Raw genomic sequence first — 14,034 nt, 5'->3', positions numbered from 1 at the left:
GGCGCGGCGGCGTCCACCCACCCCTTTCGACACTCCATGGCCACTAAGAACCGCTTCTCGACGCAACCCCGCTCCAACCTGATGCCATGGCTGGGCATTGCCGCCATCGTCATCCTGTTCGACCAACTGTCCAAGATCACCATCACCAAGCTGTTCCACCTCGGCGAGGAAAAGGTCATCACCTCCTTCTTCAACCTGGTGCTGGCGTATAACAAGGGCGCCGCCTTCAGCTTCCTGCAAAACGAGAGCGGCTGGCAGCGCTACTTCCTCAGCGCCATCGCCATCGGCGCCGCGCTGTACATCGTCCTGCTGCTCAAGAAGCACGGCGGCCAGCGCCTGTTCTGCTGGGCCCTGGCGCTGATCCTCGGCGGCGCCATCGGCAACGTCATCGACCGCCTGGTCTACGGCCACGTCGTCGACTTCCTGGATTTCCATATCAAGGCCTTCGGCCACTTCCCGGCCTTTAACATCGCCGACTCCGCCATCTGCATCGGCGCCGGCCTGTTCATCATCGACGAGCTGCGCCGCGTCAACCGCTGACCGCCCGCCCCACTCGCCTTTGCCACATTCGCCAACCCGCCGCACGCTGGAGTATCAACATGGATCTGACCGGTAAAAAAATCGTCCTCGGCCTGACCGGCGGCGTGGCCTGCTACAAGGCGGCCGAACTGTGCCGCGCCCTGACCAAGGCCGGCGCCTCGGTGCAGGTGGTGATGACCGACGCCGCCGGCCACTTCATCACCGCCGTCACCATGCAGGCGCTGTCCGGCCAGCCGGTGTTCAGCAGCCAGTGGGACCCGCGCGTCGACAACAACATGGCCCACATCGACATCACCCGCCACGCCGACGCGATCCTGCTCGCGCCCTGCTCGGCCGACTTCCTGCGCAAGCTGGCGCACGGCGCCTGCGACGACCTGCTGTCGACCATGTGCCTGGCCAAGCAGCGCCAGCTGCCGCTGCTGGTGGCGCCGGCGATGAACGTGGAGATGTGGCAGAACCCGGCCACCCAACGCAACGTCGCCCAGCTGCGCGAAGACGGCGTGGTGTTCTTCGGCCCGGCCGCCGGCGAGCAGGCCTGCGGCGAGGTCGGCCTGGGCCGCATGCTGGAACCGCAACAGCTGCTCGAAGAGTTGATCGCCGCCTTCCAGCCCAAGGTCCTGGCCGGCAAGCGCATCCTGATCACCGCCGGTCCCACCTTCGAGGCGATCGACCCGGTGCGCGGCATCACCAACCTCTCGTCGGGCAAGATGGGCTACGCCGTCGCCCGCGCCGCCCGCGAGGCCGGCGCCGAAGTGGTGCTGATCTCCGGCCCGACCGCGTTGGCCACGCCGCACGGCGTGCAGCGCATCAATGTGCAGAGCGCCCAGCAGATGCACGACGCCGTCATGGCCGCCGTCGACGCCCAGCATGTCTTCATCGCCGTGGCGGCGGTGGCCGACTGGCGCGTCGCCAACGCCAGCGATCAAAAAATGAAAAAGAAGGACGACGGCTCGGTGCCCGACCTGAAGTTCGAGCAGAACCCGGACATCCTCGCCACCGTCGCCGCGCGCACCAGCCTGGCCGGCTATCCCTACTGCGTCGGCTTCGCCGCCGAGTCGGAGAACCTGCTGGCCTTCGGCGCCGCCAAGCGCGAGAAGAAGGGCATCCCCCTGTTGGTCGGTAACATCGGCCACCACACCTTCGGCCAGGACGACAACACCATCATCCTGTTCGACGAAAACGGCCACACCATCCTGCCGCGCGCCGACAAACTGACCTTGGCGCGCCAGCTGATTTCCGAAGTCTCCAAGCGGCTCGACAAGTACTCGCTGTTCCAGTGAGCGCCTCCCTCCGCATTCACACCAGTAAGTCCAATATCCAATAAGCGCCTTACGCAACACAGAAACGACGCAATGAAAACTATCGACATCAAGATCCTCGACCCACGCATGCAAGAGCAACTGCCGGCCTACGCCACACCGGGCAGCGCCGGCCTCGACCTGCGCGCCTGCATCGACGCGCCCATCGTCATCGAAGCCGGCCAGACCGTGCTGATTCCGACCGGCCTGGCGATCCACCTGGCCGATCCCGGCTACGCCGCGATGATCCTGCCGCGCAGCGGCATGGGACACAAGAACGGCATCGTGCTGGGGAATCTGGTAGGCTTGATCGACTCCGACTACCAGGGCCAGTTGATGGTATCGACCTGGAACCGTGGCCATGCCGCCTTCACGCTCAATCCAATGGAGCGCCTGGCGCAGCTGATCATCGTTCCGGTCCTGCAGGTCGGCTTTAACGTGGTCGAAGAATTCGACAGCAGCGAACGCGGTGCCGGCGGTTTCGGTAGCACCGGCAAACAATAAGGAAGTCTATGCCAGGAATCGTCATGCAGTGTGCCAGCAAGGCCAAAACCGTAGTCGCCGCGACGGCGCTGCTGGCCTTGGCCGCCTGTTCCACCTTCAGCCCGGCGCCCACCACGCCGGCGCCGCTGCCGACGCGCGGCGCGCCGCTTGACGAGACCCCGGTGGTGACGGCGAAAATGATCGCCGCCCAGGAGGCCCTGGGCCAGATGGTGACGCTGCAGGACCGCCTGTACCGCGTCGCCGCGCCCCTGTTGATCAACAACGCCGACCTGTGCCGCACCCAGGCGCGCAACCTGCTCGGCTTCACCGCCAAGAACAAATACTCCTACCCGGGCGAATTCGTCGACGCGGCCCATGCCGTGCTGGGCTACGGCGACCGCCTGCAGGTGTCCGGCGTGCTGGCCGGCAGCGGCGCGGCACGCGCCGGCCTGCGCCGTGGCGACACGCTGATGGCGCTGGAAGGCAAGAACCTGCCGGTCGGGCAGAACGCCGAGACGCTGGCGGCCGCCATGTTCGGCCCGCTGGTGGGCAGCCGTCCCACGCTGAGCCTGACGGTCTGGCGCGGCGGCGCCAACCAGGTGCTCAACGTGCCGGTGACGCGCGCCTGCGCCTTCAAGGTCGACCTGGGCAACTCGGACAACATCAACTCCTACGCCGACGGCCAGCGCGTGCTGATCACCCGCGGCATGATCAACTTCGCCCAGAGCGACGAGTCGATCGCCTTCGTGCTGGCCAAGGACATCGCCCACAACGTGCTGGGCCACGCCGGCACGCAGCGCTCGTCCGGCACCATCGGCGGCATCATCGACAACCTGGTCGCCGTGCGGCCCGACCTGTCGATGTTGATCGGCAGCGCCGGCGTCAAGCCGATGCCGCAGGAGCTCGACGCGGCGGCCGACCGTCTGGCGCTGTACCTGCTGGCGCGCGCCAACTACAACGTCGAACATGCCCACGCCTTCTGGCAGCGCCTGGCCACGCAATATCCCGCCACGGTGCTAAACGGCTACAATGCGACACACCCGGCCATCGCCTATCGCCTGGCCGCGATCGACCGCAGCGTCGCCGAGATCAAGGCGCGCCAGGCGGCCAACAAGCCGCTGCTGCCGCAACTGCCGTAATCGCCGCCAGCCGCCTGGCAAAAAGGAAGCGCCATGAACCCGTTTCGATTTTGCCTGCTGCTGAGCTTATTCGCCGCGCCCGCCCTGGGCCAGGCGGCGCAATGGAGCCGGCTCAGCGGCGGCGCCGGCAAGACCTTCTACCTCGACCGCAGCAGCATCACCAAGGTCGACACGCTGCGCAAGGTGTGGACCATGCAGTCCTTCGGCAAGGAGCAGACCACGCCGGACGGCAAGGGCTACCGCTCGCTCAAGGAGCTGCATCTGTACTCCTGCGACGAGCGCACCACCACCCTGCTGTCGCAGGTCTACTACCCGGACGCGATGGGCAAGGGCGAACCGGTCGGCAATTTCAAATACGAGCGCTTCGCCGCCGAGGACATCGTGCCCGACAGCGCCTACGACAGCGCGCTGGCGGTGGTGTGCAAACAGCCCTAGCGGCGCGCTAGCCGCTCAGCCGATGTTGGGGAAGTTGGGGAACCAGGTGCCCATCACCCAGGTCAGGGCCATACACGCCAGCACGGCGGCGAACAGCACGATCAGCAGGCGGCCGAACTTCGGGTTGCCGTCGTCTTCATTCTTGGATGGGTCGGTCATGTGGGGGCGTCCTGCAAACTTTGGGAACGCGTAGTATATTCTATCGCTTACCCCTTCACGCAGCACGGAGCAGCACCCACGCCATGGACAGCATCGACCTCGAAGTACTCAAGACCAGCGCCGGTTGGATCGCCGCCGGCCACCGCTGCGAACTGGTCACCGTCATCAAGACCTGGGGTTCCAGCCCGCGCCCGATCGGCGCCACGCTGGCCATCTGCGACGACGGCCGGGTGGTCGGCTCGGTCTCCGGCGGCTGCATCGAGGACGACCTGATCGAGCGGGTGCGCACCCACGGCATCGTGCGCAGCGCGCCCGAGATCGTCAGCTACGGCATCAGCGCCGACGAGGCGCACCGCTTCGGCCTGCCCTGCGGCGGCACCATCGAGCTGGCCATCGAGCCGCTGGGCGCGCACAGCCGCATCGCCGAGCTGCTGCAGCGGCTGGAACAGCACGAACTGGTCGAGCGCCGCCTGGACCTGCGCAGCGGCGCCGTCACCCTGGCCAAGGCGCCGGCCGGCGCCGCGCTGAGCGTCAGCGAACAAACCATGACCACGCTGCACGGCCCGCGCTGGCGGCTGCTGATCATCGGCGCCGGCCAGCTGTCGCGCTTCCTGGCGCAGATCGCCATCGCCATGGACTACCACGTCATCGTCTGCGACCCGCGCGAGGAATACCGCGCCGGCTGGCAGGTCGACGGCGTCGAGCTGGTGCACGCCATGCCGGACGACCTGGTGCTGGCCCTCAAGCTGGACCACCGCAGCGCCGTCGTCGCGCTGACCCACGACCCCAAGCTGGACGACCTGGCGCTGATGGAGGCGCTCAAGTCGGAGGCCTTCTACGTCGGCGCGATCGGCTCGCGGCTCAACAACAGCAAGCGGCGCGAGCGCCTGCTGCAGTTCGACGTCAGCGCGGCGCAACTGGCCAAGCTGCACGGCCCGATCGGCCTTTACATCGGCAGCAAGACGCCGGCCGAAATCGCCATCTCCATCCTGGCCGAGATGACCGCCGTGAAGAACGGCGTGCCGGCCGAGCTGCAGATCCAGCATGCCGCCGCCTTGACGCCACCGGGCAGCAACCCCTGCCTGGTCGAGCTGTCGTGACGGGGCCGGCCGCGCGATAGGATTCAAACACAAGAAACGGCTGGCGCCGCGCGCCCCGCCGTGGCAGCATACAGGCCCCAAAATAAGGCCCCAACTGGAGCACCGCATGAGCACCACCAACCTACTCCGACTCTTCCTGCTGGCCGCCATCTGGGGCGGCTCCTTCATGTTCATGCGCATCGCCGCGCCCGTGCTGGGACCGGCCGTGCTGATCCAGTATCGCGTGCTGTTCGCCGCCCTGTTCCTCGGCGCCATCGCCCTGCTGCTGAAAAAGCCGCTGCTCTGGCGCGCCCACTGGAAGCACTACCTGGTGCTCGGCCTGTTCAACTCCGCCCTGCCCTTCCTGCTGTTCGCCTTCGCCGCCCGCACGCTGTCGGCCTCGGTGCTGGCCGTGCTCAACGCCACCACGCCGATCTGGGGCGCGCTGATCGGCGCCGTCTGGAGCCGCCACATGGTGTCGGCCCGCGTCGTCGTCGGCCTGCTGCTGGGCGTCTCCGGCGTCGCGCTGCTGGTCGGCTTCGACCACGTCAGCGCGCAACCGGGCGCCGGCCTGGCCATCGCCGCCGTGCTCAGCGCCTCCTTCTGCTACGGCATCGCCAGCACCTACACCCGCACGGCGGCAGCGGTCGAGCCCTTCGCCAACGCCCACGGCAGCATGTGGGCGGCGACCCTGCTGGTGGTCCCGGCGCTGGCCTTCTTCCCCTCGCCCGGCCAGGCCACACCCGGCATCATGGCCGCCGCGCTGGCGCTCGGCGTGGTCTGCAGCGGCATCGCCTACCTGCTGTACTTCCGCCTGATCCGCGACGTCGGCGCGACCTCGGCGCTGACGGTGACTTTTATCAGCCCGCTGTTCGGCATCCTCTGGGGCACCCTGTTCCTCGACGAGATCGTCGGCTGGTACACCTTCACCGGCGCCGCCATCGTCATCCTCGGCACCGCGCTGGTGACCGGCTTCAAGCCCGACCTCGGCTGGCTGAAACGGCGCGCCGGCGGCGCCGGCACGGCATGACGCCGCACCTGACGCTGGCGCTGCCGGACGACTACCGGCTGCAGGACGTGCTGGCCTTCCACCGGCGCGACACCGAAAGCGTGGCCGAGCAGGTCGACGAGACGCGCCTGCGCAAGGGCATCCTGATCGACGGCGTGCCGGTGCTGCTCGACGTCGACCTGGCGCACGCGCGCCACCAGCCGCCCGGCAGCGCCCACGCCGACTGCGCCGTGCTGGCCGACGCCAAGCTGACGGCGCGGCAGCGCCAGCATGCGCACGAGGCGCTGCTCAACATCCTCGGCCTGCGCATCGACCCGCAGCCCTTCATCGACTTCGCCCGCGACGACGCCCTGCTCGGCGCCCTGGTGCGCGCCCAGCCCGGCCTGCGCGTGGTGCAGTCGGCCACGGTGTTCGAGGCGCTGACCTGGGCCGTCATCGGCCAGCAGATCAACCTGTCGTTCGCCATCGCGCTGCGCCGCACCTTCATCCAGCAGGCCGGCCGCCAGCACAGCAGCGGTTTGTGGTGCTACCCCGAGGCGGCCGACGTGGCGATACTGGACGCGGAGCAGCTGACCAGCCGCAAATTCTCCCGCGCCAAGGCGGAAACCCTGCTGCTGCTGGCGCGCCAGGTGGCCGGCGGCGCGCTGCGCTTGCAGCTGTCGCCCGGCTACGGCATCGCCGAGGTCTCGGCCGCGCTGCTGGCGCTCAAGGGCATCGGCCCGTGGACCGTCAACTACGGCCTGCTGCGCGGCTACGGCTATGCCGACTGTTCGCTGCACGGCGATGTCGCCATCCGCGCCGCGCTGCAGCCGCTGCTGGGCGAGGAAAGCAAGCCGGACATGGCGCGCACCGAGCAAATCCTGGCGCGCTACACGCCGCATCGCACGATGGCGGCGGCGCATCTGTGGGCCAGTCAGCATGCCCGCGCCGAGGATTGACGATTTCCGCTTGAGCCTGACGTGGCGTGAGGCTTTAGCATGTCCTGCATGAAGTCCACCTGAGAGGATCACCCATGCAGCCGTATCAATCGTCAGCCACCGACATCCACCATCCGCACGCGGACCACGCCACCGTCGAACACCGCGCCAAGCTGTTCGCCGCCTATCTGTCGGCCAGCGAATTGGCCCTGGTACGCCAGCGCATGCTGGACCACGCCGGCGACTGGCAAGAACTGATCGAACAAGCCACCCGGCAGATGCGCGCCGAAGCGGCGCCGCACGACAGCGCCGTGCAGGATCTGGCGCGCCGCTGGGCGGCCCTGTTCCGCGCCTCCTACGCCGGCGACGACGCGGCCCTGGACGGCAAAGTCCGCGCCGCGTTCGGCCGCGAGCCCGGCCTGGCGGCCAATATCGATGGCGCCCTGAGCCTCTTCATGCAGCGCGCCGTGATGCATCTGTACCGGCCCGCCGCCAGCCTGGGCGAGGCCGGCGACGACAGCCCCAAACCGAGCGCGCGCAGCACCGCCACGCTACGCGCCGCACACCAGCTGCTCGACCAGCCAACCATCCTGAACGACCCGCTGGCCTTGACGATCCTAGGGCCGGCGCAGGAAGCCGCGCTGCGCGCCGATGTTGAGCGCCACCGCAACCCGATTTCCAACGCGCTGCGCGCCACGATGGCGGTGCGCAGCCGCCTGGCCGAAGACAATTGGCGCCAGGCGCAGCGCGACGGCGTGCGCCAATACGTGATCCTCGGCGCCGGACTCGACACCTTCGCCTACCGCGCCGGCACCGACGCCGACGCCGCCACCCCGGCCGGCGACACACGCCTGTTCGAAGTCGACCTGCCCTCCACGCAGCGCTGGAAACGCGCCTGCCTGCGCACGGCGGGCATCGCCGAACCGGCCGGCCTGCGCTATGTCGCCATCGATTTCAGTGAAGCGACGCTGGAGCAGGGCCTGGCCGCCGCCGGCTTCGATGCCGCCCAGCCGGCCTGCTTCTCCTGGCTTGGCGTCAGCATGTACCTGACGGCGGCCGACGTCATGCGCACGCTGCACTACGTCGCCGCCTGCGCGCCCGGCAGCAGCGTCGTGTTCGACTACCTGATGGCGCCCGAGCTGCTCACGCCGATCGAGCGCAGCGGGCTGGAGATGATGGCGGCGGGCCTGGCGGCGCAGGGCGAGACGCTGCACAGCCACTTCGACCCCGCCCAACTCGACGAGGCGCTGCGCCGGATCGGCATGCGCCACATCGCGCATTTCGACGCGCCGACGCTGAGCGCCCGCTATCTGTCCGGCCGCAACGACGGCCTGCGCTTGAGCGGCGTGTTCCGCATGCTGCGGGCCGGTGCATGAACTGGCTCGAAAAGCTGCCGCCACCGCGTATCAAGCATGGCGGCGGCACGCTATGCCGGGCTGTCCCCGCCGCTGAAACTGCCGCGGGACGCCGTCGCCTGACAACTAGCGCCTGGCGTACAATTCCCACCCCAAGCACCAACATCCGCCCACCGATCGCATGAAGCAAACAGCATTGAACCCGGCGGTATTGAAGATCGGCGAACTGGCCGGCCGCGCCGGACTGACGGTGCGCGCGCTGCACCATTTCGACAGCATCGGCCTGCTCAAGCCGTCGGCGCGCAGCGCCTCCGGCTATCGCCTGTACAACCGGGCCGACATCGCGCGCCTGCACCAGATCCAGGCGCTGCGCCGCTTCGGCCTGCCGCTGGCCGACATCGGCGCCCTGCTGGCCCAACCCGGCACTCCGTTCGCCGAGATCCTCGCCCAGCAGATCGCCGCGCTGGGACGGCAGATCAAACAGGCCTGCGTGCTGCGCGAACGCTTGTCGCAGCTACAGCGCCAGCTCGATCAGGGCGCCGAGCCGGAACTGTCCGGCTGGCTGTCGACGCTGGAACTGATGGCCGTGTACGACAAGGTCTTCACACCGGAGGAATTGCAGCGCCTGCCCTTCTACAGCAACGGCGCCAAGAGCCAGGCGGAATGGGCCGCCTTGGTGGCGCAGGTGCGCGCCTTGATCGACGGCGGCGTCGACGCCGAACACGCCGACGCGCAGCGCTTGGCCGAGCACTGGATGATCATGCTCGAACGCGACACCGCCGCCAACCCCGACTTCGTCATGCGCATCGACACGCTGCTGGCACAGGACGCGGCGGCGCAGCAGCGCACCGGCATCACGCCGCAGCTGCGGCAGTATGTGATGGACGCCTTCTCGGCGCGCCGGCACAGCGTCTACGCCAAGTATCTGGACGAGGACGAGATGCGCCACATGCGCGCCAACAGCGGCAAGCGCGCCGCCGAGTGGCCGCCACTGATCGCCGCAGTGCAGCGGCAAATGGACGCCGGCGCCGCGCCCGACACGCCGGCCGTGCAGGCGCTGACGCGCCATTGGTTCGAGCTGTTCCGCGACTTCGCCGGCGACCGGCCGGCCACGATGCTGAAGATCCGCGCCGCCACCGAGAAGGAGCCCACCCTGCGCACCGGCACCTGGATGAGCGACGACATGCTGACCTTCATCCGCCAGTCGGCCGCCACGCTGCAGGCGGCGGCCGCCAAGGCCGGTGCCGGCTCTAGCGCAGGGTGACGATACGTGGTGCCGCCGGCGGCCGGCCGCTGGCGGCCGCCTCCCGGCGCGGGCAATCAGGCGCCGCCTTGTCGCCGCCGTCGCGCTCAACGCTGCGATGGCCGTCCATCCGGCCGCTGCGCCGGCCCGGCGGCGAGTACGCGCGCAAGGCCAGCATCAAGTCCGCCATGCTGATCGATAACTGTGACATCAGACCGCCCTCCCCTCTGTTGACGCTGCGGCCCTACTCGAACACCGGCCGGAAGAAACTGCGCTCGTAGCTGACGATGCAGCGCGTCTGCTCGGCGTAGAGAAACGCCGCCTGGCATGCGGCATCCTCGACGCTGGCGGCGCGATACCGCTCGTACTCGGCCAGGCTGGCAAAGCTGAACAGCGCCAGCGCGATGTTGTTGGCGCCCTCTGAGGGCATGAAGTAGCCGTGGTGTTGGCCGCCGAAGCGCTCGACCAGCGGGATCCATAGTTTTCCGTAGTGTTCGAACTCGGCCAGCTTGTACGGGTCGACAACATAGCGCAGGTAAATCGTTACCATCGTTTCTCCTCTTGTCCATCGTTGGGCCGGCCTTCGCGCGCGGCGAAAGTCCAGCCGATATGGCCATGTTAGAATCATTCATCCCGCGCAACAATATCGTTCGCGGGAACTAGACTACTTCCTGGAATTCATCAATGGCGAGCATGCTGGATGAAATGGTCGTGTTCGCCAAGGTGGTGGAGCAGCGCGGCTTTGCGGCGGCGGCGCGGCAGTTGAAGATGACGGCCTCGGCGGTGAGCCGCAGCGTCGCCCGGCTGGAAAGCCATCTCGGCGTCAAACTGCTCAACCGCACCACCCGCTCCCTCTCGCTGACCGAGCCCGGCGCCGACGTCTACGCCGACTGCAGCCGCCTGGTCCAGGCGGCGCTCGACGTCGAGGCCCAGGGCGGGCGCCACAGCGACAGCCCCACCGGCACCGTGCGCATGAACGCGCCGACGGTGTTCGGCGAGCTGTGGCTGGCGCCGCGACTGCTCGCCTTCTTCGCGCGCTGGCCGGCGCTGCAGATCAAGTTGGAATTGAACGACCGCATGATCGATCTGGTCGACGAGGGTGTCGACCTGGCCATCCGGCTGGCGCTGCCGGAGAGCCTGCCGCCCGGCCTGGTGGCGCGGCCCCTGTTCAAGACGACGTATGTGCTGGTCGCCTCGCCCGCCTATTTGCAGGCGCGCGGCGCGCCGCAAACGCCGGGCCAGCTGGCCGGGCACCCCTGCATCTACCTCGGCTACGGCCCGTTCGCCGACCGGCTGGAAATGCGCCGCGACGGCGCGCTCGAAGCGGTGCGGATCAGCGGCCCGCTGACCATCAACAGCAGCATCGGCATCCTCGCCACCGTCGACGGCGGGCTGGGCATCGGCATCGTGCCCGACTACACGGCGGCGGCCGGCCTGCGCGCCGGCACCCTGGTCCGGCTGTTTCCCGACTGGACCTTGAGCGGATGCTACACCGGCCGCACCGTGCACATCGTCTACCCGCCGACGCGGCATGTGCCGAAGAAGGTGCGGGTGCTGATCGACCACTTGGTCGAGGTCGCCACGCCGCAGCCGCCTCACGGTGCGCAATGAAAAGCCAGCTTCGCCGCTGGCTTTTTTACGTGAAAAAGAATACCGCACCGGCAGCCTGATCGATCACGATCTGGTGCATGTGTTTTTCTTCAGAAAGCAAAAAGCCGCTGATTCTTGTGAGGGAATCAGCGGCTTGCTATATTTGGTTGCGGGGACAGGATTTGAACCTGTGACCTTCGGGTTATGAGCCCGACGAGCTGCCAGACTGCTCCACCCCGCAGCCGAATTATATCCCATGGCTGCTGCGTCGCACAATGCTTAATTGCATCAATCGGAAAACAATCCGCGGAACGAAAAAAAGCCGCTGAATCCTTGCGAATTCAACGGCCTCGAATCTGGTTGCGGGGACAGGATTTGAACCTGTGACCTTCGGGTTATGAGCCCGACGAGCTGCCAGACTGCTCCACCCCGCGTCTGTGCCGATATTATAGGGCGAATCGGCAATTTAGGCAAACTTAATCCTCGCCTTCCGTGCGATAGCATTCTTGCATGTCCGCCGCGCCCCTTGTAGCCGACGCAAACTCCACGCGCCGGTATGCCGCAAGCGGCCCAATCGGTGTAAAGTAAGAAAAAACCGAATGAGCTATCCCCTATGAAATTTTGTTCCGAATGCGCCCACCCCGTCGAACTGGCCGTCCCGGCCGGCGACAACCGTCCGCGCTATGTCTGCGCCAGCTGCGCGACCATCCACTACCAGAACCCGAAAATGGTGCTCGGCACGCTGCCCATCTGGGAAGCCGATGGCGAATTGAAAATATTGCTGTGCAAGCGGGCCATCGAGCCGCGCCGTGGTTACTGGACCCTGCCGGCCGGCTTCATGGAAAACAACGAAACCACGGCCGAAGCGGCCATGCGCGAAACGGTCGAGGAGGCCGGCGCCAACATCGTGCTCGGTCCGCTGTTCTCCCTGCTCAATGTGGCGCGCGTGCATCAGGTGCACATGTTCTACCTGGCCACGCTGAGCGACCTCGACTTCGCCCCCGGCGAGGAAAGCCTGGACGTGCAAATGTTCAGCGAGGCGCAGATCCCCTGGGACGACCTGGCCTTCCCCACCACCCGCACCACGCTGGAGCTGTTCCTGGCCGACCACAAGCGGGTGCGCGAGGGCGGCCGGTATGGCTTCCACACGCTCGACATCAACCGGCCCATGCGCAGCGACCTCTGAGTTTCCCATGATCCCCTGGCTCGAAGCGCACACGCCCTTCCCCGACGTCGCCCTGGCGCTGACCAGCGACGCGCCCGGCCTGCTGGCGGCCGGCGCCGACCTGTCGCCGCAGCGCCTGCTGGCGGCCTACCAGCGCGGCATCTTCCCCTGGTTCTCCGAGGGCCAGCCGATCCTGTGGTGGAGCACCGACCCGCGCATGGTGCTGATGACCGAGCGCTTCCGCGTCTCCGCCAGCCTGAAGAAGACGCTGCGCAAGGTGGCGCTCAGCGCCGCCACGGACGGCCGCTGGCAGGTGCGCTTCGACGGCGACTTCGAGGCCGTCATGCGCGCCTGCGCGGCGCCGCGCAAGGAGGGCCCCGGCACCTGGATCTCGGAGGACATCATCGCCGGCTACGGCGGCCTGCACCGCATGGGCTACGCCCACTCGGCCGAGCTGTGGCTGGATGGCGAACTGGTCGGCGGCGCCTACGGCGTCTCGATCGGCCGCATGTTCTACGGCGAGTCGATGTTCGCCCGCGTCACCGACGGCTCGAAGATCGCGCTGGCCTATCTGGTGCACTTCCTGCGCCGCCAAGGCGTGGCGATGATCGACTGCCAGCAGGAAACCGCCCACCTGGCCTCGCTGGGTGCCGCGCCGATCTCGCGCCAGCAGTTCCTGGCGCATCTACGCCACAGCATTGCGCTGCCCCAGATCGGCGAGTGGGAAGCGCTTGCGCCTTTTCCCGTGGACGATTAATCTAAGCGTGAGCCTGGGCGCCCCGCGCGCCCTGGTCGCAGCCCCGGCAGGCGCGCCACCCGGCCCGGCCCGGCGGACCCCGCCACCCCGGCAAGTTTTGCAACCGTATCGATAGGATCTGCATGACGCAGCTGAACGATCTTCCCTTCGCGACCTTGCAGTTCTACACCACGGCGCCCTACCCGTGCAGCTACCTGGACGCGCGCCAGGCCCGCTCGCAGGTGGCGACGCCGTCGCACCTGATCAACGCCGACGTGTATTCCGAGCTGGTCAAGAACGGTTTCCGCCGCAGCGGCATCTTCACCTACCGGCCGTATTGCGACGGCTGCCAGGCCTGCATTCCGGTGCGCGTGGTGGCCGACGAGTTCCGCCCCGGCCGGGGCCAGCGGCGCGCCTGGGCCAAGCACGCCGACCTAGCGGCCGGCGTCGCCACGCTGTCCTTCTCCGACGAGCACTACGAGCTCTACCTGCGCTACCAGAGCAAGCGCCACGCCGGCGGCGGCATGGACCAGGACAGCCGCGACCAGTACGCCCAGTTCCTGCTGCAAAGCCGGGTCAACACGCGGCTGGTCGAATTCCGCGAGCCGGGCGGCACCTTGCGCATGGTCAGCATCATCGACCTGCTGTCGGACGGCCTGTCGTCGGTCTACACCTTCTTCGACCCGGACGTCGAGGGCGCCTCCTACGGCACCTTCAACGTGCTGTGGCAGATCGAGCAGGCGCGCGAACTGAAGCTGCCGTATGTCTACCTGGGGTATTGGATCGAGCAAAGCCCGAAGATGTCCTACAAGATCAACTTCAAGCCGCTGGAGGCGCGCATCCGCGGCCAGTGGAGCGTGCTCTAGCCCGACGCGGCCGGGGAGCC

17 protein-coding genes and 2 tRNA genes are annotated in these 14,034 nt (G+C 67.7%); 14 read left to right on the top strand and 5 right to left on the bottom strand.

The genetic code is table 11. The annotated features are described in order from the left end of the window. Positions 1-36 precede the first annotated feature (36 nt). The 5 genes from lspA to H7U20_RS02735 all read left to right on the top strand — a co-directional run bounded on the left by lspA (position 37) and on the right by H7U20_RS02735 (position 3,895). On the top strand, positions 37-540 hold the full coding sequence (gene lspA / locus H7U20_RS02755) for a signal peptidase II (RefSeq protein ID WP_199518084.1): 504 nt from the start codon (positions 37-39) through the stop codon (positions 538-540). Positions 541-599: 59 nt separating this feature from the next. Next, complete coding sequence (gene coaBC, locus H7U20_RS02750; RefSeq protein WP_199518083.1) at positions 600-1,820, top strand: bifunctional phosphopantothenoylcysteine decarboxylase/phosphopantothenate--cysteine ligase CoaBC; 1,221 nt, start codon at positions 600-602, stop codon at positions 1,818-1,820. 72 nt (positions 1,821-1,892) lie between these two features. Beyond that, a complete protein-coding gene (gene dut / locus H7U20_RS02745; RefSeq protein ID WP_199518082.1) occupies positions 1,893-2,342 on the top strand; it encodes a dUTP diphosphatase in 450 nt (149 codons plus the stop codon). An 8-nt stretch (positions 2,343-2,350) separates the two neighbouring features. Beyond that, positions 2,351-3,460, top strand: a complete 1,110-nt coding sequence (locus tag H7U20_RS02740) for a M48 family metallopeptidase (RefSeq protein ID WP_233410458.1) — start codon at positions 2,351-2,353, stop codon at positions 3,458-3,460. A 33-nt stretch (positions 3,461-3,493) separates the two neighbouring features. Continuing rightward, positions 3,494-3,895, top strand: a complete 402-nt coding sequence (locus H7U20_RS02735) for a surface-adhesin E family protein (RefSeq protein WP_199518081.1) — start codon at positions 3,494-3,496, stop codon at positions 3,893-3,895. Positions 3,896-3,910: 15 nt separating this feature from the next. On the opposite strand, the gene H7U20_RS02730 is transcribed toward H7U20_RS02735, so the two are convergent. Next, the gene (locus H7U20_RS02730; RefSeq protein ID WP_199518080.1) at positions 3,911-4,054 is read right to left on the bottom strand and encodes a hypothetical protein; all 144 of its coding nucleotides are present in this window, start codon (positions 4,052-4,054) and stop codon (positions 3,911-3,913) included. Positions 4,055-4,137: 83 nt separating this feature from the next. On the opposite strand from H7U20_RS02730, the gene H7U20_RS02725 reads away from it, so the two are divergent. The 5 genes from H7U20_RS02725 to H7U20_RS02705 all read left to right on the top strand — a co-directional run bounded on the left by H7U20_RS02725 (position 4,138) and on the right by H7U20_RS02705 (position 9,678). After that, positions 4,138-5,154, top strand: coding sequence for an XdhC family protein (locus H7U20_RS02725; RefSeq protein WP_199518079.1), 1,017 nt, complete (start codon positions 4,138-4,140; stop codon positions 5,152-5,154). A gap of 106 nt (positions 5,155-5,260) precedes the next feature. Then, the gene (locus H7U20_RS02720) at positions 5,261-6,163 is read left to right on the top strand and encodes a DMT family transporter (RefSeq protein ID WP_199518078.1); all 903 of its coding nucleotides are present in this window, start codon (positions 5,261-5,263) and stop codon (positions 6,161-6,163) included. After that, a complete protein-coding gene (locus H7U20_RS02715; protein WP_199518077.1) occupies positions 6,160-7,080 on the top strand; it encodes a DNA-3-methyladenine glycosylase 2 in 921 nt (306 codons plus the stop codon). The genes H7U20_RS02720 and H7U20_RS02715 overlap by 4 nt, the downstream gene beginning before the upstream one ends. Positions 7,081-7,154: 74 nt before the next feature. After that, positions 7,155-8,435, top strand: a complete 1,281-nt coding sequence (locus tag H7U20_RS02710) for a class I SAM-dependent methyltransferase (RefSeq protein WP_199518076.1) — start codon at positions 7,155-7,157, stop codon at positions 8,433-8,435. A gap of 160 nt (positions 8,436-8,595) precedes the next feature. After that, positions 8,596-9,678 carry a MerR family transcriptional regulator gene (locus H7U20_RS02705; protein ID WP_199518075.1) on the top strand — a complete coding sequence of 361 codons (1,083 nt, stop codon included), beginning with the start codon at positions 8,596-8,598 and terminating at the stop codon, positions 9,676-9,678. Here H7U20_RS02705 and H7U20_RS02700 read toward each other — a convergent pair. Continuing rightward, complete coding sequence (locus H7U20_RS02700) at positions 9,665-9,868, bottom strand: hypothetical protein (RefSeq protein WP_199518074.1); 204 nt, start codon at positions 9,866-9,868, stop codon at positions 9,665-9,667. The genes H7U20_RS02705 and H7U20_RS02700 overlap by 14 nt on opposite strands. Positions 9,869-9,901: 33 nt before the next feature. Next, the gene (locus H7U20_RS02695; RefSeq protein WP_199518073.1) at positions 9,902-10,207 is read right to left on the bottom strand and encodes an NIPSNAP family protein; all 306 of its coding nucleotides are present in this window, start codon (positions 10,205-10,207) and stop codon (positions 9,902-9,904) included. Between the two features lie 134 nt (positions 10,208-10,341). Between H7U20_RS02695 and H7U20_RS02690 the strand changes: the two genes are divergently transcribed. Beyond that, on the top strand, positions 10,342-11,268 hold the full coding sequence (locus tag H7U20_RS02690; protein WP_233410457.1) for a LysR family transcriptional regulator: 927 nt from the start codon (positions 10,342-10,344) through the stop codon (positions 11,266-11,268). 143 nt (positions 11,269-11,411) lie between these two features. Here the strand turns inward: H7U20_RS02690 and H7U20_RS02685 are convergent. Both H7U20_RS02685 and H7U20_RS02680 read right to left on the bottom strand, forming a co-directional pair. After that, positions 11,412-11,488, bottom strand: a tRNA-Met gene (locus H7U20_RS02685). Positions 11,489-11,604: 116 nt separating this feature from the next. Further along, a tRNA-Met gene (locus H7U20_RS02680) sits at positions 11,605-11,681 on the bottom strand. A gap of 179 nt (positions 11,682-11,860) precedes the next feature. On the opposite strand from H7U20_RS02680, the gene H7U20_RS02675 reads away from it, so the two are divergent. From H7U20_RS02675 to H7U20_RS02665, 3 genes are all read left to right on the top strand, one after another. Further along, complete coding sequence (locus H7U20_RS02675; protein WP_199518072.1) at positions 11,861-12,433, top strand: NUDIX hydrolase; 573 nt, start codon at positions 11,861-11,863, stop codon at positions 12,431-12,433. A 7-nt stretch (positions 12,434-12,440) separates the two neighbouring features. Further along, positions 12,441-13,169, top strand: a complete 729-nt coding sequence (gene aat, locus H7U20_RS02670) for a leucyl/phenylalanyl-tRNA--protein transferase (protein WP_199518071.1) — start codon at positions 12,441-12,443, stop codon at positions 13,167-13,169. A 122-nt stretch (positions 13,170-13,291) separates the two neighbouring features. Beyond that, positions 13,292-14,014 (top strand): arginyltransferase, encoded by a 723-nt coding sequence (locus H7U20_RS02665; RefSeq protein ID WP_199518070.1) that lies wholly within the window; start codon positions 13,292-13,294, stop codon positions 14,012-14,014. Positions 14,015-14,034: the final 20 nt, after the last annotated feature.

The organism is Rugamonas violacea (assembly GCF_016461825.1).
GTDB lineage: Bacteria > Pseudomonadota > Gammaproteobacteria > Burkholderiales > Burkholderiaceae_D > Rugamonas.
Note: the sequence above shows the minus strand (reverse complement) of the source record. Positions and strands in the feature narration are given on the sequence as shown.